We start from the raw sequence: 24,620 nt of genomic DNA on the forward strand, positions 1-24,620 counted from the left end.
AATATATGGGACTTACATTTAAAGACGTGGATGTGGCATCACTCTCACCGATGATGCAGCATTACGTGAAGACAAAAGAGGAAAATAAAGACTGTATTATATTTTACCGCCTGGGCGACTTTTACGAGATGTTTTTTGACGATGCGGTCACAACATCCCGGGAACTGGAACTGACCCTGACCGGTAAGGACTGCGGCCTGTCCGAGCGGGCGCCCATGTGCGGCGTCCCCTACCACGCGGCAGAAGTCTACATAAACCGTCTGGTGGGGAAGGGCTACAAGGTGGCGATCTGCGAGCAGATGGAGGACCCAAAGGAAGCCAAGGGGATGGTGAGAAGAGAGGTCATCCGTGTGGTCACACCGGGAACCAATCTGAATACCCAGGCACTGGATGAGACGAAAAACAACTATATTATGGCAGTTGTCTATCTGTCCAACCGTTTCGGCATCGCCATTGCGGATGTGACCACCGGTGATTTTATGGTGACAGAGGTGGATAAGATCCGAACCCTTCTGGACGAGGTATACAAGTTCTCACCGGCGGAAATCATCTGTAATGAGGCATTCTGTATGAGCGGCGTGGACCTGGAAGAGATCAGGAACCGGCTGAACATCTCCCTGTATCCGCTGGAGAGCTGGTACTTTGATGATGACCTGTGTGTGAGAACCCTGAAAGAGCATTTCCGTGTGGGGACACTGGAAGGCCTGGGACTGAAGGATTATGAATGTGCTGTCATCGGAGCAGGCGCCCTTTTGACTTATCTGCTGGAAACACAGAAAAACTCCCTGGAGCATATGCGTGCCATCACCCCATACATCACAGACCGTTTCATGGTCATTGACAGTTCATCCAGAAGGAATCTGGAACTGACGGAAGCCCTCCGTGAGAAAGTAAAGAGGGGTTCCCTTTTGTGGGTTCTGGACAAAACAAAAACTGCTATGGGAGCCAGAATGCTGCGCTCCTTTATTGAGCAGCCCCTCATTGACGAGGATGCCATCAACCGCCGTCTGGATGCCCTGGAAGAGATCAATTCCAGGGAAATGGACCGGGAGGAGATAAGGGAATATCTAAATCCCATTTATGATATGGAGCGTCTGATCGGGCGTGTCAGCTATCAGTCCGCCAATCCACGGGATATGATCTCCTTCAAATCCTCCATCTCCATGATCCCGTATATCAAACAGCTTGTCAAAAGCTTCTCCACAGAAGAGATGCAGTGCGTCTACGAGGATATGGATGACTTAAGAGATCTGTATACCCTTCTGGAATCCGCCATTGTGGAGGAACCGCCTCTTGCCATGAAGGAGGGCGGCATCATCAAAGATGGTTATAATGAAGATGTGGACCATTTCCGCGAGGCAAAAACAAAAGGAAAATCCTGGCTTGCGGAACTGGAAGCCGAAGAGAGGGAAAAGACAGGCATCCGCAATCTGAAGATCAAATACAACAAGGTATTCGGCTATTATCTGGAGGTGACCAATTCCTTCAAGGATATGGTGCCAGAATACTATACCAGAAAGCAGACCCTCACCAATGCAGAGCGTTATATCACTCCAAGGCTGAAGGAGCTGGAAGATATGATCCTGGGGGCAGAAGATAAGCTCTACGCCCTGGAATACGAACTTTTTGTAAATGTGCGCAATACCATCTCCAGGGAGGTGGAGCGGATTCAGCGGACAGCCAAGGCCATAGCCAAGCTGGACACCTATATCTCCCTTGCGCTGGTGGCATCCAGGAACAATTACGTCCGTCCCAAGATCAACACCAAAGGAGTCATTGACATCAAAAACGGACGCCACCCGGTGGTGGAAAAAATGATTCCCAACGACATGTTCATTCCCAATGACACGTACCTGGACAACAGCAAAAACAGGGTATCTGTCATCACCGGACCCAATATGGCAGGTAAATCCACATATATGCGCCAGACCGCCCTGATCGTCCTGATGGCACAGATCGGTTCCTTTGTCCCCGCTGAAAAGGCCAACATCGGCATTGCGGACCGTATCTTTACCCGTGTGGGCGCCTCCGATGACCTGGCAAGCGGTCAGAGTACCTTTATGGTGGAGATGACCGAGGTTGCCAATATTCTGCGGAACGCCACGTCCAGAAGCCTTCTCATCCTGGATGAGATCGGGCGCGGAACCAGCACCTTTGACGGCCTCTCCATTGCCTGGGCAGTCATTGAATATATCAGCAACACGAAGATTCTGGGAGCTAAGACACTTTTTGCCACCCATTACCATGAACTGACCGAACTGGAAGGCAAGCTGGCCGGCGTGAACAATTACTGCATTGCCGTGAAAGAGCGTGGAGACGACATTGTCTTTCTGCGGAAAATCGTGAAAGGCGGTGCGGACAAGAGCTACGGTATCCAGGTGGCAAAACTGGCCGGTGTGCCGGATGTGGTCATTGAGCGGGCAAAAGAACTGGTGGAGGAACTGGTCAGCGCGGACATCACTGCAGCGGTCAAGGATATCGCCTCGGAAAATAAAAAGACGAAGACAAAGCCCCAGGTACATTTGGACGAACTGGACTTAGAGCAGATTTCCCTGTTTGACACCGTGAAGGATGATGATGTGCTGGATGAACTGAAAAATATTGATGTCTCTAATTTAACACCCATTGACGCGCTGAACACAATTTATAAGCTTCAGAACAAACTGAAGAACAGATGGTGATAGAATTGAGAAAAATTGCTGTTTTAGATCAGAATACCATAGATAAAATAGCGGCCGGCGAGGTGGTGGAACGTCCCGCCTCCGTGGTGAAGGAGCTGGTGGAGAATGCCATCGACGCCGGTTCCTCTGCCATTACCGTGGAAATCAAAGAGGGCGGCATCTCCTTCATACGTGTGACCGACAACGGCCGCGGCATGGTGCGGGAACAGGTGCCCCTTGCTTTTCTGCGCCATGCCACCAGCAAAATTGAGAAGGTGGAAGACCTGATGCGGATATCCTCCCTGGGATTCCGCGGTGAGGCTCTGTCAAGCATTGCAGCAGTCGGACAGGTGGAGCTGATAACCAAAACACCGGAAGCCCTCACAGGCGTGCGCTATCTCATAGAAGGCGGAAAAGAAAAGTCTCTGGAGGAGATCGGCGCGCCCTGCGGCACTACCATAATTGTCCGCAACCTGTTTTTCAACACGCCGGTCAGGGCAAAATTCTTAAAGACAGCCATGACAGAAGCCGGTTATGTGAGTTCCTATATGGAACAGCTCGCTCTGTCCCATCAGGACATCTCTTTTAAATTCATGGTAAACGGACAGACAAAGCTTCACAGCTCCGGCAATGCCAGCCTGAAGGATGTCATCTACGGCATTTACGGCAGGGATATAGCCCGTGAGGTAACCGCCGTGAAGTATGAAAAGAACGGGATTTCCATAGAGGGATTTGCGGGAAAGCCTGTCATTGCAAGAGGCAACCGAACCTTTGAAAATTATTATATTAACGGCAGATATGTAAAAAGCAAGGTGCTCATGAAGGCCATAGAGGATGCCTATAAGCCCTATATGATGCAGCATAAATACCCCTTTGTCTGCCTGCAGTACAACATTCAGGGAGATGAGGTGGATGTAAACGTACATCCCACAAAAATGGAAGTCCGGTTTCAGAACCAGCAGGCTGTTTACCAGGCCACTTATGAGGCGCTCACTTCTGTGCTGGCGCACAGGGAACTGATCCCCGACATTGATTTTGACCAGGGAAAGGACAAGGAGGAGCAGGAACGCGGCGGCAGAAAACCAAACGGCCCGGAACCCTTTGAACAGAGACGAAGAGCAGGCATTTCCAATACACCGCAGAAGCAGAAATCACACATTTACACACCACAGCAGAATACCGGTTTTATAGCAGAGGAAAAACGTCCGTATAAGTACGGAACGGGACCTGAGACTTCAAAATCCGGTTCCGAACGGGGGACCGAAGGTGTTGTGCCCGCTCCCCTTCCTGCAGGCGTGCGCCCCGCTGTTGTACCGTCCTCCCCGGATGCGGATATTCGGCCTTCCGTAAATACTCCGCCTTCCGGCATCGGTGTGCGGCCAGCCACAACTTTCCCTGCACCCGAACATGGAGCGCAGGACATTTCCAACATGAACGCAGAAGAACCGTCATCCATTGCCATAAAGTCTGCAAATGGAACCAAGGCATCAATTGCTGTGCAGCCTGCGAATGAAGCGATGCCTTCAAATGACGCACAGTCCGCAAATGAAACATCACCATCAAATGCCGCACAGTCTGCAAATGAAACATCACCATCAAATGCCGCACAGTCTGCAAATGAAACATCACCATCAAATACTGCACAGCCCGCCGATGAAATACAACCATTGCCGCAAACCGCAGCAGCAGACCCGGCGGCCACAGCGGTACAGGAGTCAGTATCCGTAATACCGGAAAGCCCCCGGCAGATGGAGCTGTTTGACGACCGGCTTCTCTCCAAAAAAGCCAGACTGCGCCACCGCATCATCGGCCAGCTTTTTGACACATACTGGCTGGTGGAATACGATGAGAAATTTTACATCATTGACCAGCACGCCGCCCACGAAAAAGTGCTTTATGAGCGCTTCATGAAAGAATTCAGCCAGCGGGAGATCATCTCCCAGATGGTAAGTCCACCGGAGATCATCGCGCTCAGTCTTCAGGAGGCAGAGCTTTTAAAAGAGCAGATGGAGATATTTGAACAGTTTGGCTTTGAGATTTCTTCCTTCGGCGGCAGGGAATACAGCATCAGCGCTGTTCCGGCCAATCTGTACGGCGTCACGGTTCAGGAACTGTTCATAGAGATTCTGGACAGCCTGGAAACAGAGGGCAGGAGACAGACCCCTGAACTGATAACCCACAGAATCGCCACAGCCGCCTGCAAAGCCGCTGTAAAGGGCAACCAGATGCTCTCCGTCCCGGAAGCGGACAAACTGATCGACGAGCTTCTGGGACTGGAAAATCCTTATCACTGCCCGCATGGAAGACCCACCATTGTCTCCATGACAAAATACGAACTGGAAAAGAAATTCAAACGGATTGTGTAGGTGAATAGCTTGAAAAAACCTTTGATCATACTGACCGGACCTACGGCGGTGGGCAAGACCCACCTGTCTGTCCGGCTGGCTCACGCTGTTGGCGGGGAGATCATCTCCGCGGATTCCATGCAGGTATACCGCCATATGGATATCGGTTCCGCCAAGATCACGAAAGAAGAGATGGACAACATCCCCCATTATCTCATTGATGTGCTGAATCCAGAAGAGGAGTTCCATGTGGTCCGGTTCCAGCAGATGGCAAAAGAGGCCATGGCAAAAATTTACGCCAGGGGAAAGATTCCTATTTTAACCGGCGGTACAGGATTTTATATCCAGGCCGTGGTAAAAGACATTGATTTTTCCGAGGACACGGAAAAAAGCCCGGTGAGACAGCAGCTTGAGCAGGAAGCCAGGGAAAAAGGAGCCGCCTGGATGCACGGACGCCTCCGGGAAGTCGACCCTGCCTCCGCAAAAAAAATACATGAAAACAATATAAAACGTGTCATACGTGCCCTGGAATACTATGAACTGACAGGAGAACGCATCTCCGAACACAATGAGCGGGAGGCAGAGAAAACTTCCCCGTACAATACAGCCTACTTTGTCTTAAACGATGACAGAGAGAAACTTTATGCCCGTATTGACCAGCGGGTAGATGAAATGCTGGATGCCGGGCTGGTCCCTGAAGTAAAAAAACTTAAAAACATGGGCTACACCAAAAATATGGTCTCCATGCAGGGCCTTGGATACAAGGAGATTCTGTCCTATCTGGACGAAGAGATCACCCTGGAGGAGGCAGTCTACATTCTGAAAAGAGATACCCGCCATTTTGCCAAGCGGCAGCTTACCTGGTTCCGCAGGGAAAAAGACGTGATATGGGTAAACAAACCGGAATTCTCCTACAATGAGAATGCCATTTTGGAATACATGCTGAAAATATGTAAGGAAAGAGGAATTTGTGATGCAGGAAATGAATGCAGTGTACCGGGAACTGGGAATCAGCAGTGAGGTACTGGCATATGGAAATAAAATAGAACAGGAACTGAAGGAACGCTTTGCAGCCATCGACGATAACGCGGAATATAACCAGATGAAGGTGCTCCTGGCAATGCAGAAAAACAAAGTCAGCGAGGCATGTCTCTACGCCTCCAGCGGATACGGATACAATGACCTGGGAAGAGATACCCTGGAAGATGTATATGCAGACGCTTTCCACGCGGAGGCAGCACTGGTACGGCCCCAAATCGCCTGCGGCACCCATGCCCTTGCGGTTGCTCTTTCCGGCAACCTGCGCCCCGGTGATGAACTCTTCTCCCCTGTGGGCAAGCCATATGACACCCTGGAGGAGGTCATCGGCATCCGCCCGTCCAGAGGCTCCCTGGCAGAATACGGAGTCACCTACAGACAGACGGACCTGCTTCCTGACGGCAGCTTTGATTATGAAAACATCAAAAAGGCCATTAATGAGAAGACAAAACTGGTCACGATCCAGCGCTCCAAAGGATACCAGACCCGTCCCACATTGTCTGTGGAACGCATCGGAGAACTGATCGCGTTTGTAAAGAATATCAAGCCGGATGTCATCTGCATGGTTGACAACTGCTACGGTGAATTTGTGGAACGCATAGAACCCACTGACGTAGGTGCGGATTTGATCGTAGGTTCCCTCATCAAGAACCCCGGCGGCGGCCTGGCCCCCATCGGCGGTTATATTGCGGGCAAAAAAGAATATGTGGAAAATGCGGCTTACCGTCTCACCTCTCCCGGTCTCGGAAAAGAGGTCGGTGCCACTCTTGGCGTGAACCAGCCCTTCTTCCAGGGCTTCTTCCTGGCACCGACCGTGGTGGCCGGAGCGCTGAAAGGCGCTGTCTTTGCAGCCAATATCTATGAGCGCCTGGGCTTTGGAGTGGTACCGAACGGAACGGAAAGCCGCCATGATATTATTCAGGCAGTTACCTTCGGTGTACCGGAAGGCGTCATAGAATTCTGCAAAGGCATTCAGGCGGCAGCACCTGTGGACAGCTATGTGGAGCCGGAACCCTGGGCTATGCCCGGATACGACAGCGATGTCATTATGGCGGCAGGCGCCTTTGTACAGGGTTCCTCCATTGAACTGTCCGCGGACGGCCCCATTAAGCCTCCTTACGCCGTATATTTTCAGGGCGGTCTTACCTGGTACCACGCAAAACTGGGAATCCTCATGTCCTTACAGAAACTTATAGATAAAAAAATAGCGGTACTGCCAATACAGGAGGCATAGATCCATGGAGAAAAAAACTGTCTGCATCATCGGCGGAGGCGCTGCCGGACTGGTAAGCGCCATCTTCGCCGCCAGAAACCACGCATCCGTTATTCTGCTGGAACAAAATGAAAAACCGGGAAGAAAACTTCTGGCCACAGGAAACGGCAGATGCAATTTAACAAACACTTACCAGCACCCCTCCTGCTACCACGGCAGGCACCCGGAATTTGCCTGGGAGGTCATACAGCAGTTTCCCATGCAGCAGACAGTGGCCTTTTTTTCCAAGCTGGGTATCTACACCAGGAACCGTGACGGCTACCTTTACCCCGCGAGTCTGCAGGCATCCAGTGTGCTGGAGGTTCTGGAAGCGGAGGCCCGTTATCTGAAAGTGAAGATCAAATGCAGGGAACAGGTAACAGATATCTGTGCATGCCCGGACCGGGAGCAGGGCAGATGGCTGGTCAAGACCGCGTCATGGCAGTATCCCGCCGACAGCGTGATCATCGCCTGCGGTTCACCGGCATCTGAGATTGCAGGCTCCTGTACTTCCGGGTACGAGCTTGCAAAAAAGCTGGGCCATACGCTTATAAAACCGCTCCCCGCACTGGTGCCTCTGGTCTGCAAAGGCAGCTTCTTTAAAAAGTGGGCAGGCGTCCGCGCAGAGGGATGCGTCTCCCTTGCCGTTGACCGCCGGATTTTCCGGGAGGAGAGAGGCGAGCTGCAGCTCACAGAATACGGCGTCTCCGGAATCCCGGTCTTCCAGCTGAGCGGCTATGCGGTGCGGCTTCTGGATGAGGGTGTGCCCGTACGGCTTTTGCTTGACTTTATGCCGGATTTTACAGAGGAAGCCCTGGAGGCATTTCTGAAAGCCCGTATGGATAACTGCCCGTACAAGACTTTGAAGGAAAGCCTTGTGGGACTTTTTCCGAAAAAACTCATTGATGTGCTGACTCAGGATGATAAGACTGACACAGCATCTCTGGTACAGAAAATCAAATGCCTGGAACTGGATGTCAAGGGGCCTCGTTCCCTCGGGCAGGCGCAGGTATGCTCCGGCGGCGTTTCCACAGAGGAGTTATCCGCAGGAACCATGGAATCTTCCCTTCATCCCGGTATCTTTTTCGCGGGGGAAGTGGTGGACACAGACGGTATCTGCGGAGGATATAACCTGCAGTGGGCCTGGTCCAGTGCAGCCATGGCAGGCACACATGCCGCTTTATAACAGAAAGGTAGATACATGCTCACCATACAACAATTAAAGCTTCCGGTCTCACACACTGAAAACGAACTGGAAAAAAAGATTATAAAAACATTGAAAATAAAAAAAGAAGAGCTTTGTTCCTGGTCCATCCGGAAACAATCCCTGGATGCCAGAAAAAAGCCGGATCTTTTTTTCGTATATACCATTGACGCAGAGGTAAAAAAAGAGAGCACTGTTCTTAAAAGAGTTGACCATAAAATTGTTATGTCAACCAAAAGAGTGCCCTACACCTATCTGCACACGGACAACAGAGACAGACTGCAGCGCCCGGTAGTTGTGGGCAGCGGTCCGGCAGGTCTTTTCTGTGCCTATTATCTGGCTCGTGCAGGTCTTTCTCCCCTTGTCATCGAACGGGGGGACGATGTGGACAGCCGCATGAAAAAAGTACAGTCCTTCTGGGACGGCAAAGCTTTGGATACAGAATCCAACGTGCAGTTCGGGGAGGGCGGTGCGGGAACCTTTTCTGACGGAAAACTGAACACCCTGGTCAAGGACCCTGCAGGCAGAAACCTGGAGGTCCTCCGTCTCTTTGTGGAATGCGGAGCACCGGATGAGATCTTGTATGTGCAGAAACCCCATCTGGGCACGGATCTTCTGGTGACGATCGTAAAAAATCTCAGAAAAAAAATCGAAGCGCTGGGCGGTGAAATCCGTTTCCGAAGCGCACTGACCGGTATCCATACAGAAAAAGGACAGCTTACGGGCATTGAGATCAATCACCGAGAACAGCTTTCTGTTTCCACACTGGTCCTCGCCGTGGGGCACAGCGCCCGGGATACGTTTTCTCTTCTGGAGAAAAGCGGATTTTCCATGCAGGCCAAAGCCTTCGCAGTCGGTCTGCGCATTGAACATCCCCAGACGCTCATCAACCAGTACCAGTACGGCTGCAGAGAACATGAAACCTTAGGAGCGGCCGCCTACAAGCTGACTCACAAGGCAGCGGGAGGCCGGGGGGTGTACAGCTTCTGCATGTGTCCCGGCGGCTATGTGGTCAATGCCTCCTCAGAGGAGGGCATGCTGGCAGTCAATGGCATGAGCTACCAGGACCGCGCCTCAAAAAACGCCAATAGTGCCATGATCGTCACCGTAACACCTGACGACTACGGAAATACCGGCCCCCTTTCCGGCGTGGAATTCCAAAGAGGGCTGGAACGGGCCGCCTGGCGTCTGGGCGGAGGCAGAATTCCCCTTCAGCTTTTCGGTGATTTTAAAGAGAACCGGAAGAGTACCGGACTTGGACAGGTCACGCCCTGCCTGAAAGGAGACTGGTCCTTTGCCAATCTAAGAGAACTTCTGCCCGCCGGTATCAGCAGCGCCCTGCAGGAGGGAATCACATATTTTGACCGCATGATCCCCGGCTTTTCCAGGGATGACGCAATTCTCACCGGTGTGGAGAGCCGTACTTCCTCCCCTGTGCGCATAGAGCGAAATGCAGAGATGGAGAGCAGTATCCGCGGTGTTTATCCCTGTGGGGAGGGTGCCGGATATGCGGGAGGAATCACCTCAGCAGCCATGGACGGCTTAAAAATTGGGGAAGTAATTGTGAAAAAAGTGATAAATTTTTGTTAAGGCATATACATCGTTTTTAATCTGTGCTACAATTAAATCTGCTAAATTTTTTTATGATGCCCATACCATGCTGAAGAGAGTATGTGGAAAATCATATGAATGACAATAGAAAAATCAAAGAAATACCAAATGAAAACCGGCCATACGAAAAGTGTCTGAAGCTTGGAGCCCAGGCACTGACTGATGAAGAACTGCTGGCAGTGCTTTTGCGCTCCGGCTCAAGCGGCAGCTCCTCACTGGAGCTTGCAGGGGAGGTGCTGCACCTTTCCCGGGACAAAGAAGGCCTGCCCGGCCTTCACCAGCTGAGCCTCCAGCAGTTAAAAAGTATACGGGGAATCGGAACAGTGAAAGCCGTACAGCTCAAATGTATCGGTGAACTTTCCAAGAGGATTGCAGTCTCTGTGGCAGAAAAGGGTGTTTCCTTTGATCATCCGGCATCCATTGCCAATTTCTACATGGAGCAGCTCCGCCATCAGGAACAGGAGCTGCTGCTTTGTATGATGCTGGACTGCAAAAATCATCGCCTGGGGGAAGAAACTGTTTTTAAGGGGACTGTAAATATGTCCCTGGTAAACCCGCGGGAAATTTTTCTTGCCGCTCTTTCCTATCACGCGGTGGGAATCCTGCTGGTCCATAACCATCCAAGCGGAGACCCGACCCCAAGTAAGGCGGATCTTAACATTACGAAGAGAGTTCAGAATGCCGGCGCAATGCTGGGCATCCCGCTTCTGGATCACATCATTATCGGAGACTGCCGTTACATAAGCTTCCGGGAGCAGGGTTTATTTGAATAAATAGATATATAGAAAGAACGCGCAGCGGGCTTTCTTGGTCATAAATAAAGGGGAGCACAATATGCCATTTCATAAAACGTTCGGTGTGGATTTAGGCACCAGTATGGTGAAAATCTATTCCTGCCAGCAGGACACCATCTTAACGGAAAAGAACATGATTGCCATTCGGAACGGAAAACAGATCCTGGCCACAGGCAATGATGCTTATGAGATTTTTGAAAAAAACCCCTCAAATGTCTCGGTCATCACTCCCATGACATTCGGCAAAATTGCAGACATCAACCACACGGAGATGGTTCTGCATTCGCTTCTGGAGAAAGCGGGCGCCGGTACGATTTTCGGAAATACACTGTACCTTGCAGTTCCCGCGGATTTATCCGAGATAGAAAAGAGGGCCTACTATACAATAGGAAATTCCAGCAGAAAAAATAAGATATATATGGTAGAAAAGACCATCGCCGATGCGGTAGCGCTGGGAATACCCATCAACAAGACAAAAGGTTCCATGGTGGTAAATATCGGGGCGCAGAGCTGTGAGATCTCTGTCATTGAAAAGGGCAGAGTGGTTCTGAGTAAAATTGTGGAGATCGGCGGTAAGCAGTTAAATGAATCTATACAAAATATGGTTCGCCGCCGGTGCAATCTGAATATCGGAAGCCGTACTGCCAGGCGCCTGAAATTCTCCCTGGCCTACTTAAAAGAAGACAAAAAAGAGGCCAGGAAAGTGGTGGGAGTGGACAGCCTCACGGGTCTGCCCCAGGAGGGTGTCGTGTCCTCCCGAATGGTTTATGAGGCCATTTTAGAGCCTCTTGGCACTATCTGCGAGGAAATACGCTTTTTTCTGGAGCGGACGCCGCCCCAGATTCGCCAGAATATTTCCAGGGAAGGCATCAATCTCACCGGAGGCACTACAAAAATTCCGGATATCGAATGGTTCATCAGCAGACAGACAGGACAAAAAGTCTGTCTGTCACGGTTCTATGATCTGTGCACCATATACGGTATTAAGGAGATCATAGGAAGCAAGTCTCTCAGAAAATGGGTGAAATAACAGAAAGCACATCCCGTGGACTTTCTGCTGACATGAATAAAAAGCTGAGGTTTTATAGAATGAAAAAAAAGCATGATTGGAACATAAAAAGTAAACACATCCTGGTTGTGATGATTCTGGTGTGCATCAGTTTGATGCTCCTCACCTTCGCAGGAAAATTTCCGGCCGCACCGGTCAGGAAGGCAGCCAGCTACGCCGTTGTACCTTTCCAGAACGGCATCAATAAAGTAGGAACCGCCCTAAGCGATATGACCTCCGGCTTCCGCAATAAAAAAAAGCTGGTGGAGGAGAATAAAAAGCTTCAGAGCAAGGTGGATGAACTCACCGCTGAGAACAGCCGCCTGACCCAGTCCATCAGTGAACTGGACCGTCTGAAAAAGCTTTACGACCTTGACAAAGAGTACAGCGAGTACGACAAGGTAGGTGCTGAGGTCATCAGCAAGAATTCCGGCAACTGGTTTTCCACCTTTACCATCAATAAAGGCAGCGATGACGGCATCCAGAAAGACTGCAATGTCATTGCAGGAAGCGGACTGGTCGGCATAGTCACAGAGGTGGGGAAAAACTGGGCAACCGTTCGGTCCATCATTGATGACACCAGCAACGTGGGTGCCATGACCATGACCACCTCCGACACCTGCATTGTTTCAGGTGACATGCGTCTGATCGATGAGGGCAAACTGCAGTTTATCCATCTCAAAGACCAGGACGATAAAATACAGGAAGGCGAAAAAATTGTTACATCCGCAGTGAGCGACAAATTTCTGAAGGGAATTCTGATAGGATATGTAAGTGAGATAGAAGAAGACCCCAACAATCTTACTAAGACAGGAACTCTGACACCTGCGGTGGACTTTGAACATCTGCAGGAGGTACTTGTGATCAAAGAACTGAAACAGCAGAAGGGAGATTCATAAATGAGAATTCAAAGGAAAGTGGTAACCCTCCTTCTGATTCTGATCTGTGCCATCCTTCAGGGAACCCTTTTCAAGGCCCTTTCCATCGGCTCCATTTCGCCGAACCTGCTGTTGATTCTGACCATTTCCTTTGGCTTTATGCGGGGAAAGAAAAACGGCATCTGGATTGGATTTTGCTGTGGCTTACTGAAGGATCTGCTCTCGGACGGACTGCTGGGCTTTTACGCCTTAGTCTATCTGTGTATCGGCTACGCGGCGGGCTGCTGCTGCAAGCTGTTTTATGACGAGGAGCTGCGTGTTCCCATCATACTCACGGCTGCAGGCGATCTGGTTTACGGCGGCCTGCTTTACGGGATGCAGTATCTGATGCGGGGACGCGTACAATTTTACTATTATTTCGGAAGGATCATCATCCCGGAAATGATCTATACGGTTCTTATGACTGTTCTTCTCTACAGGTTACTCTTTAACATTAACAAGCGGCTGACAGAACTGGAAATGAAGGAGAGAGATTCTATTTGGTTAAGAAAATAAAAAACTTTTTAAAGAAAATTTGTATCAAACGTACCACTGTGCTGTTTCTGGTATTCATTCTTATGTTTTTCATCCTGATACAGCATCTTTTCAAACTACAGATCATAGAGGGAGACGAATACGCCGACAACTTTAATCTGAGCACCACAAAAACACGTACCATCAAGAGCACCCGCGGAAATATCCGTGACCGGAACGGCCAGCTTCTGGCTCATAACCAGTTGTCCTATTCCATTATATTGGAGGATAACGGGACCTATGACTCCAACCGGGAGAAAAACCTGACCCTCAATTATGTGGCCTACTCCCTGATGAAGATTCTGGAGGCCAACGGCGAGTCCCTGGACACCTCCTTTCACATTGTGGTGGATGAGAACGGGGAATATGCCTTCGACGCCACGGATTTCACACTGAACCGTTTTAAGGCCGATGTCTACGGACAGGCTAAGATCGATTCCCTGGAAGAAGATCAGCTGAACGCTTCCGCCAAAAAGATCATGGATTATCTGTGCAGCGCAGAGCGCTTCGGCCTTGTAAATAAAGATGACCCGTACACAGCGGAAGAGCTGAAAAAACATGACCTGCCGGAATCCTTCACCCCGGAGGAAACCCTGGCCATTGTCCGCATCCGTTATGCGCTGTCTGCCAACAGCTTCAAAAAATATGTGCCGGCCACCATCGCCACCAATGTGAGCGAGGAGACCGTTGCCATGGTAATGGAGAATAAGGACAAGCTGCAGGGCGTTGATATTATGGAAGACTCCATCCGCGTGTATGACGACGGCGTGTATTTTGCCCCCATTATCGGATACACCGGCAAAGCTTCCGCAGAGGAATTGGAAGAGTTAAAAAAAGATAATGCGGACTACTCCACAGATGCTGTGATCGGCAAAACAGGAATTGAGCAGTACATGGAGACCACCCTGCAGGGAAAAGACGGGCAGGAGCAGGTAACGGTTGACAACCTGGGCAAAGTACTGCAGATCAATGAGGATTCCAGGATTGAGCCTGTATCCGGTGATGATGTTTACCTGACCATTGACAAGGACCTGCAGGAGCTGGCTTATCATGTACTGGAGCAGAAGATCGCAGGTATTCTTTCCGATAATATTATTATGGCTAAGGAGTTCGACCAGGATTCCACCAACAATGATACCAGCAACATCCGGACACCGATCTATGATGTATATAATGCCCTGATCGGCAACAGCGTCATAGATACCAGTCACTTTAAGGAAGAAGACGCCTCTGAGACTGAGCAGACCATCTACGGCCTGTTCACCCAGAAACAGGCAGAGGTCTTTGAATCCATCCGGCAGGAGCTGACCGCTGCTGCACCGGAGGCCTATAAGGACCTTCCAAAAGAAATGCAGGAGTATCAGAGTTATATTGTCAACGATTTCCTTATGAACAAAAAGGGAATCCTCTCTCTGGACGCCATAGATGCTTCGGACCCGACCTATATCGCATGGACAAAAGACAGTTCCATCAGCTTAAAAGAATTTCTGACTTACGCGGCAAGCCAGAACTGGATCGATATCTCCCAGTTCTACGCGGAGGGAGATTATCTGGATTCCACAGAAGTGTATAATGCACTTTCCGAATATTTGACAGAGTCCCTGACAAATGATTCGGAATTCTCCAAGATCATATATAAATACATGATCCTGTCGGATACCATATCCGGAAACCAGCTCTGTCTGGTTCTCTTTGACCAGGGAATTCTTGAGGCTGACGAGGAGACCTATAACGCCCTTGCCTCCGGACAGAAGAAATCCTATGATTTTCTGAAGGAGAAGATCAGCAGTCTGGAGATCACGCCGGCACAGCTGGCCCTTGATCCCTGCTCCGGCTCTCTTGTGATGACAGATGTAAATTCCGGGGAAGTGCTGGCCTGTGTCACCTATCCCGGATATGACAATAACCGTCTGGCCAATCAGATGGATGTAGATTATTACGCGAAGCTTTCCCTTGACCTTTCAAGGCCCTTCTTTAATAAGGCCACACAGCAGAAGACTGCACCCGGTTCCACATTTAAAATTGTGACGGCAGTAGCAGGAATGGAAGAGGGACTTGTGGACGATAATTATGGTGTGACCTGTACCGGTGAATTTACAAAAGTTACGCCGCCTATCAAGTGCTGGCTGCACACCGGACACGGCTATCTGGGAATACAGGGGGCCATCAAGAATTCCTGTAATACCTTCTTTAACCAGGTGGTCTATGACCTGGGCACGGACTCCGACGGGAATTTCTCGGATTCTCTGGGACTTGAAAAGCTCCGCAAATATGCAGAACTGTTCCAGCTTGACCAGAAATCGGGCCTTGAGATCACAGAAGCCGAACCGCAGATCACAGACGAGGCTGCCGTGGCATCTGCCATCGGACAGGGTACCAACAACTATACAACCTCACAGCTGGCGCGCTACGCCACCACAATCGCAAGCCGGGGAAACATTTATTCGTTGTCCCTTCTTGATAAAGTTACAGACTCCAAAGGAAACCTCATCGAAGACTACACACCGGAGCTGAAGGCTACTATGGATATTCCCAATAATGAATGGGATATCATCCACGCAGGAATGCGGGAAGTAGTAGAAAACAATGATGCCTTCCAGGATTTTGATTACCCGGTATCCGGTAAGACCGGTACCGCCCAGGAGGTTACGACCCGGCCCAGCCACGGACTTTTCATCGGATTTGCTCCATCGGACAATCCGGAGATCGCCATGGCAGTCCGCATTGCCAATGGTTACAGTTCCACCAATGCGGCAGCAGTAGCAAAAGATGTAATCAGCTATAAGTACAATCTTGTGGATAAAGATGCGATCGTGACCGGAACGGCATCCGCAGGCGGAAGTACACAGCAGACAGACTAAACCTTTTTTGAGTCTTGAAAATACGCATGAAAAGTAAAGGCGGTTAATACCGCAGTTTCGCAGCGGTTCAGCTTGTCTGAACTGTTGCGCGGTTTCAAAAAGGATTTAGGAGGATAGGATATGAGTGAAATTATTGTAGTGACTTCCGGAAAAGGCGGGGTCGGAAAAACCACCGTTACGGCAAATCTGGGCCTTGGACTTGCAAAGCTCAACAAAAAGGTTGTCGTGGTGGACACAGACATCGGGCTTCGGAACCTGGATGTGGTTCTGGGGCTTGAGAACAGGATTGTCTATAACCTGATCGATGTCATTGAGGGGAGCTGCCGTATGAAGCAGGCGCTCATCCGGGACAAACAGTGTGACAATCTCTGCCTTCTGCCCTCGGCCCAGACCAGAGACAAGACAGCTATCACGCCTGAACAGATGATTAAGCTGACAGATGATCTGTCAGAAGAATTTGACTATATTCTGCTGGACTGCCCTGCAGGTATTGAACAGGGCTTCAAAAACGCCATTGCAGGGGCGAACCGGGCCATTGTGGTAACCACACCGGAAGTCTCCGCCATCCGTGATGCTGACCGTATCATCGGGCTTCTCCAGGCAAATGAAATGCCAAGAGTACAGCTTATCATCAACCGTCTGCGCATGGATATGATAAGACGCGGGGAGATGATGTCCGTGGAAGATGTCACGGAGATTCTGGCAGTGGAGCTTCTGGGCGCGATCCCGGATGACGAGGCTGTGGTCATTGCCACGAATCAGGGGGAACCTCTCTGCGGGCAGGATTCCATGTCAGGACAGGCATTTTTGAACATCTGCCGCAGGATAGCGGGAGAGGATGTACCTTTCCTGAATTTCCAGGCAAAGCAGGGTGTATTCAAAAGGCTGTCCGGTATCTTTAAAAAATAATAAGGTAAGGGAGGGCCTGCGTGTTGATTCATTTTCGGAATAAACGTTCCGGTCATGTAGCAAAAGACCGGCTGAAGCTTCTCCTCGTATCCGAGAGGCTGGATTGTTCTCCACAAATGATGACCATGCTTCAAAACGATATGATCCGTGCAGTGAGCAGATATTTCACCGTACAGGAACAGAAAGTGGAAATCCGTTATCTGAAGGATACCACCACCGTTTTGGCAAAGATTCCTCTGAAAGCAGATATACAGGAATCCTATCCCGGTTTTTAGGAACAGGTAAAAAAGGACTTTAAGGATAAAACTAGGTGTTTTCATGATTAAACAATATAAACTACGCGACTATAATTTCAGACTGGTGCTGTTTCTGGTTGTGCTCACCTTTATGGGAGTGCTGCTGGTAGGAAGTGCGGAACCGGATCTGCAGAAAAAGCAGTTCTTCGGTATGATGCTGGGGTTTATCGTCATGGTGATCATATCCCTGATGGATTTCAGCTGGATCCTGAACTTTTACTGGATCATGTATGTGGGCAATATCCTCATGCTTCTTCTGGTACGGCTGTTCGGTACGGAATCAAAAGGTGCCGCCAGATGGCTGAGTATCGGAAGTTTCCAGTTCCAGCCCACAGAGCTGTCGAAGATCATCATCATTCTGTTTCTCGCACGCTACTTAATGGAACACGAGGAAGATTTGAATACATTTAAGACAATATTGAAGACAGTGGTGCTGATCGCCATACCTCTGCTTCTGATTTATAACCAGCCGGACTTGAAAAATACCATCACAATTGCTATACTTTTCTGTATACTGCTGTATCTCGCAGGACTGAGTTATAAAATTATAGGCGGGGCGCTGCTGATTGCCATACCTCTGGTGGTTGTATTTCTGTTCATCGTTATACAGCCGGACCAGAAGCTCATAAAAGATTACCAGAGAGACCGAATCATGACATTTTTGTATCCGGAGGAGGAGGAGTATTCCGACGATGTCCTCCAGCAGCAGAATTCCATCATGGCCATCGGTTCCGGAAAACTGACAGGAAAAGGATTAAACAACAATGAGGTGGCAACTGCCAACAAGGGAAACTTTGTGTCGGAGAGCCAGACAGACTTTATCTTTTCCGTTGCAGGTGAGGAACTGGGATTTCTGGGCTGTACGGCGCTGCTGCTGCTTATGTTTTTGATCATCTTTGAATGTATGAGGACGGGCAGGAGGGCCAAGGATCTATCCGGCAGCCTTATATGCTACGGTATGGCTTCCATAATAGCAGTACAGAGCTTTATCAACATCTGCGTGGCAACGGGACTTGGCCCCAACACAGGTACGCCGCTTCCCTTTGTCAGCTATGGGCTTTCTTCCATGGTAAGCCTTTATATCGGTATGGGACTGGTGTTAAATGTCAGTCTTCAGAAAAACAGAACCTACAGGGAGGTAGAAAAATCGTGAACATCGGATTAATCGCACACAACTCTAAGAAAAAATTAATGCAGAACTTCTGCATTGCCTACAGGAGCGTCCTGTCAAAAAATGACCTGTATGCCACCGGCACAACAGGCAGGCTCATTGAGGAGGCTTCCAATCTAACAGTACACAAATTCCTGGCCGGACACCTGGGCGGGGAACAGCAGATGGGCGCTTTGATCGAGCAGAACCAGATGGACCTTATCATTTATCTGCGTGAGCCGCTGGCACCGCAGAAGCATGATCCGGATGTAAAACGGATTTTTCATCTGTGTGATACACATAATATCCCGCTGGCAACCAATCTTGCAACAGCAGAAATGATGATCAAATCACTTGACAGAGGAGAGTTAGACTGGCGTGAAATGTACAAATAAACCGAAAAAAAGGCTTTCCAAAAAAGCACAGAGAAAACGTAAGATCAGACGCACCCTGTTTCTCAGTATGTTTTTCGTCATCCTGCTTCTTGCAGGTGTCCTGGGGATTTTCATGCTGAAGGGAAAACAGGCGGTGGATGCACCCATGGCTTTTAAGCTGACCACCGAAGTATTCGGTCAGACCATAGGCGAGGATTCCCTGGTGGCGGAAGGCGTGGCAGCGGATTTGTGCGTGGGCGCAGGTGACACACCTCTGGAAGGGATCGAGACTCAGGGGGAGGAGAGGGCAGCGCTCTTTGACATCAAAGATAAAAAACTGCTTTTTTCAAAATCTCTGTATGAGAAATCCTATCCGGCCAGTATCACCAAGATCATGACAGCACTGGTAGCTCTTGATAAGGCCAACATGGATGAGGTTGTGACCATTCAGGCACAGGACGTCCAGCTTGAGGCAGATTCCCAGGTCTGCGGGCTTTTGGAGGGAGACCAGATATCCATGGACCAGCTCTTCCATGCGCTTCTTGTCTATTCCGCCAATGACGCGGCCATGGCTATTGCCAGAACCGTAGGCGGCAGTGTGGAAAGCTTTGTGGATATGATGAATGAGGAGGCCCAGCGTCTCGGTATGACGGGAACACATTTTGTGAACCCACACGGTCTTCACGATGATGACCATTACACCACGGTCTACGACATTTATCTGATGTTAAATGAAGCCATGAAACATCAGGAGTTCACAGATATCACCCAGTTAAGCAATTATACCATTAATTACAAAGCAGCGGACGGAACCGCCATGCAGAAGTGGCTGGATGCCACAGACCAGTATCTGACAGGCGAGTCCAGCGCACCAAAGGGCGTTACCATCCTGGGCGGCAAGACCGGTACCACGGGAAAAGCAGGCGCCTGCCTGGCTTTAATGGTACAGAATAACTATGGGGAACCATATGTGTCCATCGTTCTGGATGCAGAAAACAAACCTGTTTTGTATGAGCGAATGAACCAGCTTCTGGAGAAAGTGAACCGTTCCTGAAGAAAAAATGAAATTTCAAAAAATAGCAGAAATTTTTTATTTTACCATTGTATTTTTGAACGAAATGCACTATAATTAATTCCAAGATAACCACGTTTTTAGTAAATATACATATTACGTGCGGCTAAGGAGGAAAATGCGATGGTTCAGTTAATTGTAGGTGAAAAAGGTAAAGGAAAGACAAAAATTCTTCTAGACAAGGCTAATGCTGAGGTCAAGAACGCGAACGGCTCAGTTGTTTACTTAGATAAGAGTACAAAGCACATGTATGAGCTGAATAATAAAATCCGTCTGATTGATGTGATGGAATACGGTATTGAGAACAGTGATGAATTCGTTGGTTTTATCCGCGGTATTGTTTCCCAGGATCATGATCTGGAGCAGATGTACCTGGATGGTTTCCTGAAGATTTCCAGACTGGAATCCTGTCCGGAGAATATTTCAAAAGTTATGGCCAGCCTTGAAAAGATTTCAGAGACTTATAAGATTTCCTTTATTATCAGCCTTTCAAAAGACGAAAAGGATCTTCCTGAAGATGTAAAGCATATGATCGTTACATCCTTATAAAATAAACAAAACAAAAGAGCAAAAAGCCGCTGCACACCCTGAAAAAACCAGGCGTGCGGCGGCTTCTTTTTGTGCGTGCTCAGCGGTCACCCAGAGATGTGATCCTTCCGAAGAGGCTCAGCAGATAGAGTCCGCAGATTCCTACGATGACATATACAATTCTGGAAAGCCATGTCATGTCTCCGAACAGGAATGTAACCAGATTAAAACGGAACAGTCCGATTAATCCCCAGTTGAGGGCACCGATAACGGTAATAACCAATGCGGTATAATCTAATCCATTTGATTTCATGATAATTCCTCCTTTATCTTTTTCTATTTTCTGCATTATTTATAATTTTTATACAATAAAATTGGCTATTGTACTTAAATGCTGAAAATGTTAAAATGGAAAACGATAATGAAAGGAGATTTTCATTCCAATTGAGAGAAAAAATATTGACATTCATAAAAAACCTGCTGAAAATCATAAAAAAAATTTTTACTTTTAATATCGCCACACTGCTTTTCGGGGCACTGTTCATTTATATGCTGATAACGGTTCTGCTCTATATCACCTCCACCCATGTCACTTCCTATCAGGTGACAGCCGGACCCTTGTCCAGGAACCCGGTCAGCACAGCCTTAGCTGTCAGAGATGAGGAGATCGTCACTGCGGAAAGCCCCGGATATGTGCGCTACTATGCCAGGGAGGGAATGAAAGTACGCAAGAACGGCAATGTCTATGCTCTGAGTGATACCAAAAATGTCAAGGCTGACATCACACTGTCCAAAGACCAGTTGGAGGAAGTACGCGCTGGGATCGCGGATTTTTCCAACAACTTCAGCGGTACGGATTTCTACGATACCTACAGCTTCAAATATGAGATGCAGGGTCTTATCTTCCAACAGGCATTATCTTCCCAGAAAGCGCCGGCTGACGCTGTGGAGGATGACGAGGAGGAGAGCGGCGTAACTGTCATCCAGGGGTCCAAGACTTTTGGAAACCAGGTGGTACATACAGCGCCGAATGCCGGTCTTGTGGTGTATTCCACAGACGGGTATGAGGGAAAGACCGTGGAGGATCTGACGGAGGAGGATTTCAGCCAGAAAGCCTACGAGAAAAATGACCTTCTCACAGACGAAGAGATCAAGGCCGGAGACCCGGTCTATAAACTGATCCGGGATGATAACTGGACCCTTATGGTCCCTCTCTCCGATAAACTGGCTGCCAAGCTTGCAGACCGCAGCAGCATCAAAGTGAAGTTTTTAAAGGACGGCGAGACACAGACAGGACAGCTCTCCATAATGAATGTGGGAAGCCAAAAAGTGGCGAAGATCGCCCTGAAAAACGGCATGGTGCGCTATGCTGCTGACCGGTTTCTGAAGATAGAACTGGTCATCAACACCCAGAGCGGTTTAAAAATACCCATGAGCTCTATTGTCACCAAAGAATTCTATATGATTCCCTCTTCTTTTCTGACGAAAGGCGGCAACGAGGATTCCGCCGGATTTCTCCGGGAGACAGTCACCAAGGGCGGCGAAAAGACAATAGAGTTTGTATCAGCCACGATTTATAAAAATACAGCGGAAGAGAGTCAGGATACAGAGGTATCCGAAAACACCGATGACACCGGCTCCAAGGACGGTTATTGTTATGTGGACAAGCAGACCTTTAAGGACGGGGACGTACTCCGTAAGCCGGAAACAGAGGAAACCTTTGTGGTCGGTGAGATTGATTATCTGGAGGGCGTCTACAGCATGAACAAAGGATATGCGGTGTTCCGGCAGATTGATATCATTGACCAGAATGAAGAATACTGTATTGTAAAAACCAATACTTCTTACGGTCTGGAAGCCTTTGACAGAATTGTGGAGGACGGAGAGAGCGTAAAAGAAGAAGATATACTGACAGGAAAGTAAGGAGAGATGAAACATGAGTGTATGTGAAAATTATCTTGCAGTGGAAGAAAAAGTAAAAGAAGCCTGCCGGCGTGCCGGAAGGAGCCGGGATGAGGTTACCCTGATCGCAGTGAGCAAGACAAAACCCATGTCCATGATAGAGGAGCTTCTCCCTCTGGGCGTAGTGGATTTCGGCGAGAATAAGGTACAGGAGCTGACCGCCAAGGAGGAGGCACTTCCCTCCCATATCCGCTGGCACATGATCGGGCATCTGCAGAGAAATAAAGTAAAATACATTGTGGACAAAGCCTTTCTGATCCACTCCGTGGATTCCCTGCGCCTGGCAGAGGCAATCAGCCAGGAAGCCGGAAAGAAAAACGTCACAGCCAATATTCTCATTGAGGTCAATGTGGCCGGTGAGGACAGCAAATTCGGTGTACGCCCGGAAGAGACGGCAGCACTGGCAGAGGCCATTTCAAAACTTCCGAATATTTCGGTGAAGGGCCTGATGACCATCGCCCCATTTGTTGAAAATGCTGAAGAAAACAGGGAAGTTTTTAGAAATTTAAGAAAATTAAGTGTTGACATTGAAGAGAAAAAATTTAATAATGTTACTATGGCCGTGCTCAGCATGGGCATGACTGGTGATTATGAGGTTGCCATTGAAGAGGGTGCCACCATGGTCCGTGTAGGAACCGGCATCTTCGGAGAAAGAGATTATAGCAAATAAGATTGGAGATTTTATCATGGGTGTTTTAGATAAGTTTTTAGATGCAATCAAAGTGAACGACGATTACGACGATGACGAATTTCTGGATGATGAGTTCGATGACGACTTCGATGACGAAAAACCCAAGAGACGTTTCTTCAAAAAATTAGAGGAAGATGATGACGACTTAGATGACTACGAACCGCGCAGAAGAGCGGAGAAACAGCCTGCTCCCAAAGCTGCCAAGACAGCCAAACCGCAAAAGACGGTCAAGTCCCCATCTTCAGCTTCCGCTTCCTCCTCCAAGGTTACCCCGATGCGTCAGGTAAAAAGAACAGGCAGCGCGATGGAAGTCTGCGTGATCAAGCCCACCAATATGGAAGATACCAGAGAGATTGCAGATACACTGATCGCCAACTGCACCGTTATTCTGAACCTGGAAGGCCTGGATATGGAAGTTGCACAGAGGATCATTGATTTTACTTCAGGTTCCTGCTATTCCATAGGCGGAAGCCTGCAGAAAGTGTCCAGCTACATATTTATTCTGACACCGGCAAGCGTGGACATTACAGGAGACTATCAGCAGATATTAAGCGGTGCTTTTGACATCCCGTCCATACGGACCGAATATTAAGGACAGAGTGGACAAACCATGGAAAAAGAAGTTTTATTTGAAAAACGTATGAAAGAGTTAAGTAAGAATGCCTATTACCGCGGTGTTCTTACTTTCTCTGATTTTCTGGACTTAAATGAATTGCATATGTTGCACAGCCTGCCAAAGAATGAATCAGGGGTCAAAGTGGAGACCTTCGGAGGCTATGCATTGGCAGAGCGTCAGATGGCAGCATTCATCCCTGATGCTCTTTTCTTTCAGCAGGATTATCCCATCTCCTGCATCCAGATCCGGCCTGCGGCGGAGAAATTCGCAGAGAGCCTGACGCACAGGGATTATCTGGGAGCCATATTAAACCTGGGTATTGAGAGAAGCAAGATCGGGGATATCCTGGTGGACGGGAAGACAGCCCATGTCTTCTGCCATGAGAACATGGCGCCGTTTCTCATGCAGGAGTTGTGCCGCGTCCGCCATACGAACGTAGTGCCAAAGCTTCTTGATGCACTGGAGGATGTGCCTGTCCTGAAAACAGAAAAAGTTTCCGGTACGGTTTCCTCTGTGAGGCTGGACAGTGTCATCGCACTGGCATTTTCCACTTCCAGAAGCAGTATCATCTCCCTGATCGAAGGGGGAAAGGTATTTGTGAACGGAAAGAACATCCTCTCCAACGGATATAACCTGAAGGAAGGGGATATTGTGTCTGTGCGCGGCAGAGGAAAATTCCGTTTTGAGGAAGTGGGAGGCATCACAAAAAAGAACAGGTATCATATAAGCCTGGCCAGATATTGTTAAGACAGGAGTGA

General features: G+C 49.0%; 22 protein-coding genes. 21 read left to right on the forward strand and 1 reads right to left on the reverse strand.

Annotation, left to right across the window (positions count from 1 at the left end; translation table 11 throughout):
- Nucleotides 1-5 precede the first annotated feature (5 nt).
- From mutS to WMO65_RS03305, 17 genes are all read left to right on the forward strand, one after another.
- Nucleotides 6-2,681: a DNA mismatch repair protein MutS gene (mutS, locus tag WMO65_RS03225; RefSeq protein ID WP_148391397.1), complete on the forward strand. Its 2,676-nt coding sequence runs from the start codon at nt 6-8 to the stop codon at nt 2,679-2,681.
- The gene (gene mutL / locus WMO65_RS03230; RefSeq protein ID WP_148391396.1) at nt 2,675-5,026 is read left to right on the forward strand and encodes a DNA mismatch repair endonuclease MutL; all 2,352 of its coding nucleotides are present in this window, start codon (nt 2,675-2,677) and stop codon (nt 5,024-5,026) included. Before mutS ends, mutL begins: the two co-directional genes overlap by 7 nt.
- A 9-nt stretch (nt 5,027-5,035) precedes the next feature.
- Nucleotides 5,036-6,025 carry a tRNA (adenosine(37)-N6)-dimethylallyltransferase MiaA gene (miaA, locus tag WMO65_RS03235; protein ID WP_033142426.1) on the forward strand — a complete coding sequence of 330 codons (990 nt, stop codon included), beginning with the start codon at nt 5,036-5,038 and terminating at the stop codon, nt 6,023-6,025.
- Entirely contained in the window at nt 5,979-7,277 is a 1,299-nt protein-coding gene (locus WMO65_RS03240; RefSeq protein WP_033142425.1) for a methionine gamma-lyase family protein, read from the forward strand. The genes miaA and WMO65_RS03240 overlap by 47 nt, the downstream gene beginning before the upstream one ends.
- A gap of 4 nt (nt 7,278-7,281) precedes the next feature.
- On the forward strand, nt 7,282-8,481 hold the full coding sequence (locus WMO65_RS03245; protein WP_148391395.1) for a BaiN/RdsA family NAD(P)/FAD-dependent oxidoreductase: 1,200 nt from the start codon (nt 7,282-7,284) through the stop codon (nt 8,479-8,481).
- A 15-nt stretch (nt 8,482-8,496) separates the two neighbouring features.
- On the forward strand, nt 8,497-10,089 hold the full coding sequence (locus tag WMO65_RS03250) for an NAD(P)/FAD-dependent oxidoreductase (protein WP_148391394.1): 1,593 nt from the start codon (nt 8,497-8,499) through the stop codon (nt 10,087-10,089).
- Nucleotides 10,090-10,184: 95 nt separating this feature from the next.
- Complete coding sequence (gene radC / locus WMO65_RS03255; protein ID WP_033142422.1) at nt 10,185-10,883, forward strand: RadC family protein; 699 nt, start codon at nt 10,185-10,187, stop codon at nt 10,881-10,883.
- Nucleotides 10,884-10,944: 61 nt separating this feature from the next.
- The gene (locus WMO65_RS03260) at nt 10,945-11,934 is read left to right on the forward strand and encodes a rod shape-determining protein (RefSeq protein ID WP_148391393.1); all 990 of its coding nucleotides are present in this window, start codon (nt 10,945-10,947) and stop codon (nt 11,932-11,934) included.
- Between the two features lie 59 nt (nt 11,935-11,993).
- Nucleotides 11,994-12,851, forward strand: a complete 858-nt coding sequence (gene mreC, locus WMO65_RS03265; RefSeq protein ID WP_033142445.1) for a rod shape-determining protein MreC — start codon at nt 11,994-11,996, stop codon at nt 12,849-12,851.
- A complete protein-coding gene (gene mreD / locus WMO65_RS03270) occupies nt 12,852-13,385 on the forward strand; it encodes a rod shape-determining protein MreD (RefSeq protein WP_148391392.1) in 534 nt (177 codons plus the stop codon).
- Nucleotides 13,370-16,264, forward strand: a complete 2,895-nt coding sequence (locus tag WMO65_RS03275; protein ID WP_033142420.1) for a penicillin-binding transpeptidase domain-containing protein — start codon at nt 13,370-13,372, stop codon at nt 16,262-16,264. The genes mreD and WMO65_RS03275 overlap by 16 nt, the downstream gene beginning before the upstream one ends.
- Nucleotides 16,265-16,384: 120 nt before the next feature.
- Entirely contained in the window at nt 16,385-17,173 is a 789-nt protein-coding gene (gene minD, locus WMO65_RS03280; RefSeq protein ID WP_033142419.1) for a septum site-determining protein MinD, read from the forward strand.
- A 20-nt stretch (nt 17,174-17,193) separates the two neighbouring features.
- Nucleotides 17,194-17,448: a cell division topological specificity factor MinE gene (gene minE, locus WMO65_RS03285; protein ID WP_225305322.1), complete on the forward strand. Its 255-nt coding sequence runs from the start codon at nt 17,194-17,196 to the stop codon at nt 17,446-17,448.
- A 43-nt stretch (nt 17,449-17,491) separates the two neighbouring features.
- Entirely contained in the window at nt 17,492-18,622 is a 1,131-nt protein-coding gene (locus WMO65_RS03290) for an FtsW/RodA/SpoVE family cell cycle protein (protein ID WP_033142417.1), read from the forward strand.
- A complete protein-coding gene (locus WMO65_RS03295; RefSeq protein ID WP_033142416.1) occupies nt 18,619-19,014 on the forward strand; it encodes a methylglyoxal synthase in 396 nt (131 codons plus the stop codon). Before WMO65_RS03290 ends, WMO65_RS03295 begins: the two co-directional genes overlap by 4 nt.
- A complete protein-coding gene (locus WMO65_RS03300) occupies nt 18,998-20,047 on the forward strand; it encodes a D-alanyl-D-alanine carboxypeptidase family protein (RefSeq protein WP_033142415.1) in 1,050 nt (349 codons plus the stop codon). The genes WMO65_RS03295 and WMO65_RS03300 overlap by 17 nt, the downstream gene beginning before the upstream one ends.
- 141 nt (nt 20,048-20,188) lie before the next feature.
- Nucleotides 20,189-20,614 (forward strand): hypothetical protein, encoded by a 426-nt coding sequence (locus tag WMO65_RS03305; RefSeq protein WP_033142414.1) that lies wholly within the window; start codon nt 20,189-20,191, stop codon nt 20,612-20,614.
- Between the two features lie 79 nt (nt 20,615-20,693).
- Here the strand turns inward: WMO65_RS03305 and WMO65_RS03310 are convergent, their stop codons facing one another.
- Nucleotides 20,694-20,906 carry a DUF378 domain-containing protein gene (locus tag WMO65_RS03310; protein ID WP_033142413.1) on the reverse strand — a complete coding sequence of 71 codons (213 nt, stop codon included), beginning with the start codon at nt 20,904-20,906 and terminating at the stop codon, nt 20,694-20,696.
- 146 nt (nt 20,907-21,052) lie between these two features.
- On the opposite strand from WMO65_RS03310, the gene WMO65_RS03315 reads away from it, so the two are divergent.
- From WMO65_RS03315 to WMO65_RS03330, 4 genes are read left to right on the forward strand one after another with little or no spacing between them, the layout of a single operon-like run.
- On the forward strand, nt 21,053-22,516 hold the full coding sequence (locus tag WMO65_RS03315; protein WP_243128761.1) for a biotin/lipoyl attachment domain-containing protein: 1,464 nt from the start codon (nt 21,053-21,055) through the stop codon (nt 22,514-22,516).
- Between the two features lie 13 nt (nt 22,517-22,529).
- On the forward strand, nt 22,530-23,225 hold the full coding sequence (locus WMO65_RS03320) for a YggS family pyridoxal phosphate-dependent enzyme (RefSeq protein ID WP_033142411.1): 696 nt from the start codon (nt 22,530-22,532) through the stop codon (nt 23,223-23,225).
- A gap of 16 nt (nt 23,226-23,241) precedes the next feature.
- Complete coding sequence (locus WMO65_RS03325) at nt 23,242-23,838, forward strand: cell division protein SepF (RefSeq protein WP_033142410.1); 597 nt, start codon at nt 23,242-23,244, stop codon at nt 23,836-23,838.
- Between the two features lie 18 nt (nt 23,839-23,856).
- A complete protein-coding gene (locus WMO65_RS03330; RefSeq protein WP_033142409.1) occupies nt 23,857-24,609 on the forward strand; it encodes a YlmH family RNA-binding protein in 753 nt (250 codons plus the stop codon).
- Nucleotides 24,610-24,620 lie beyond the last annotated feature (11 nt).

Source organism: Blautia caccae (assembly GCF_040095955.1).
Lineage (GTDB): Bacteria > Bacillota > Clostridia > Lachnospirales > Lachnospiraceae > Blautia > Blautia celeris.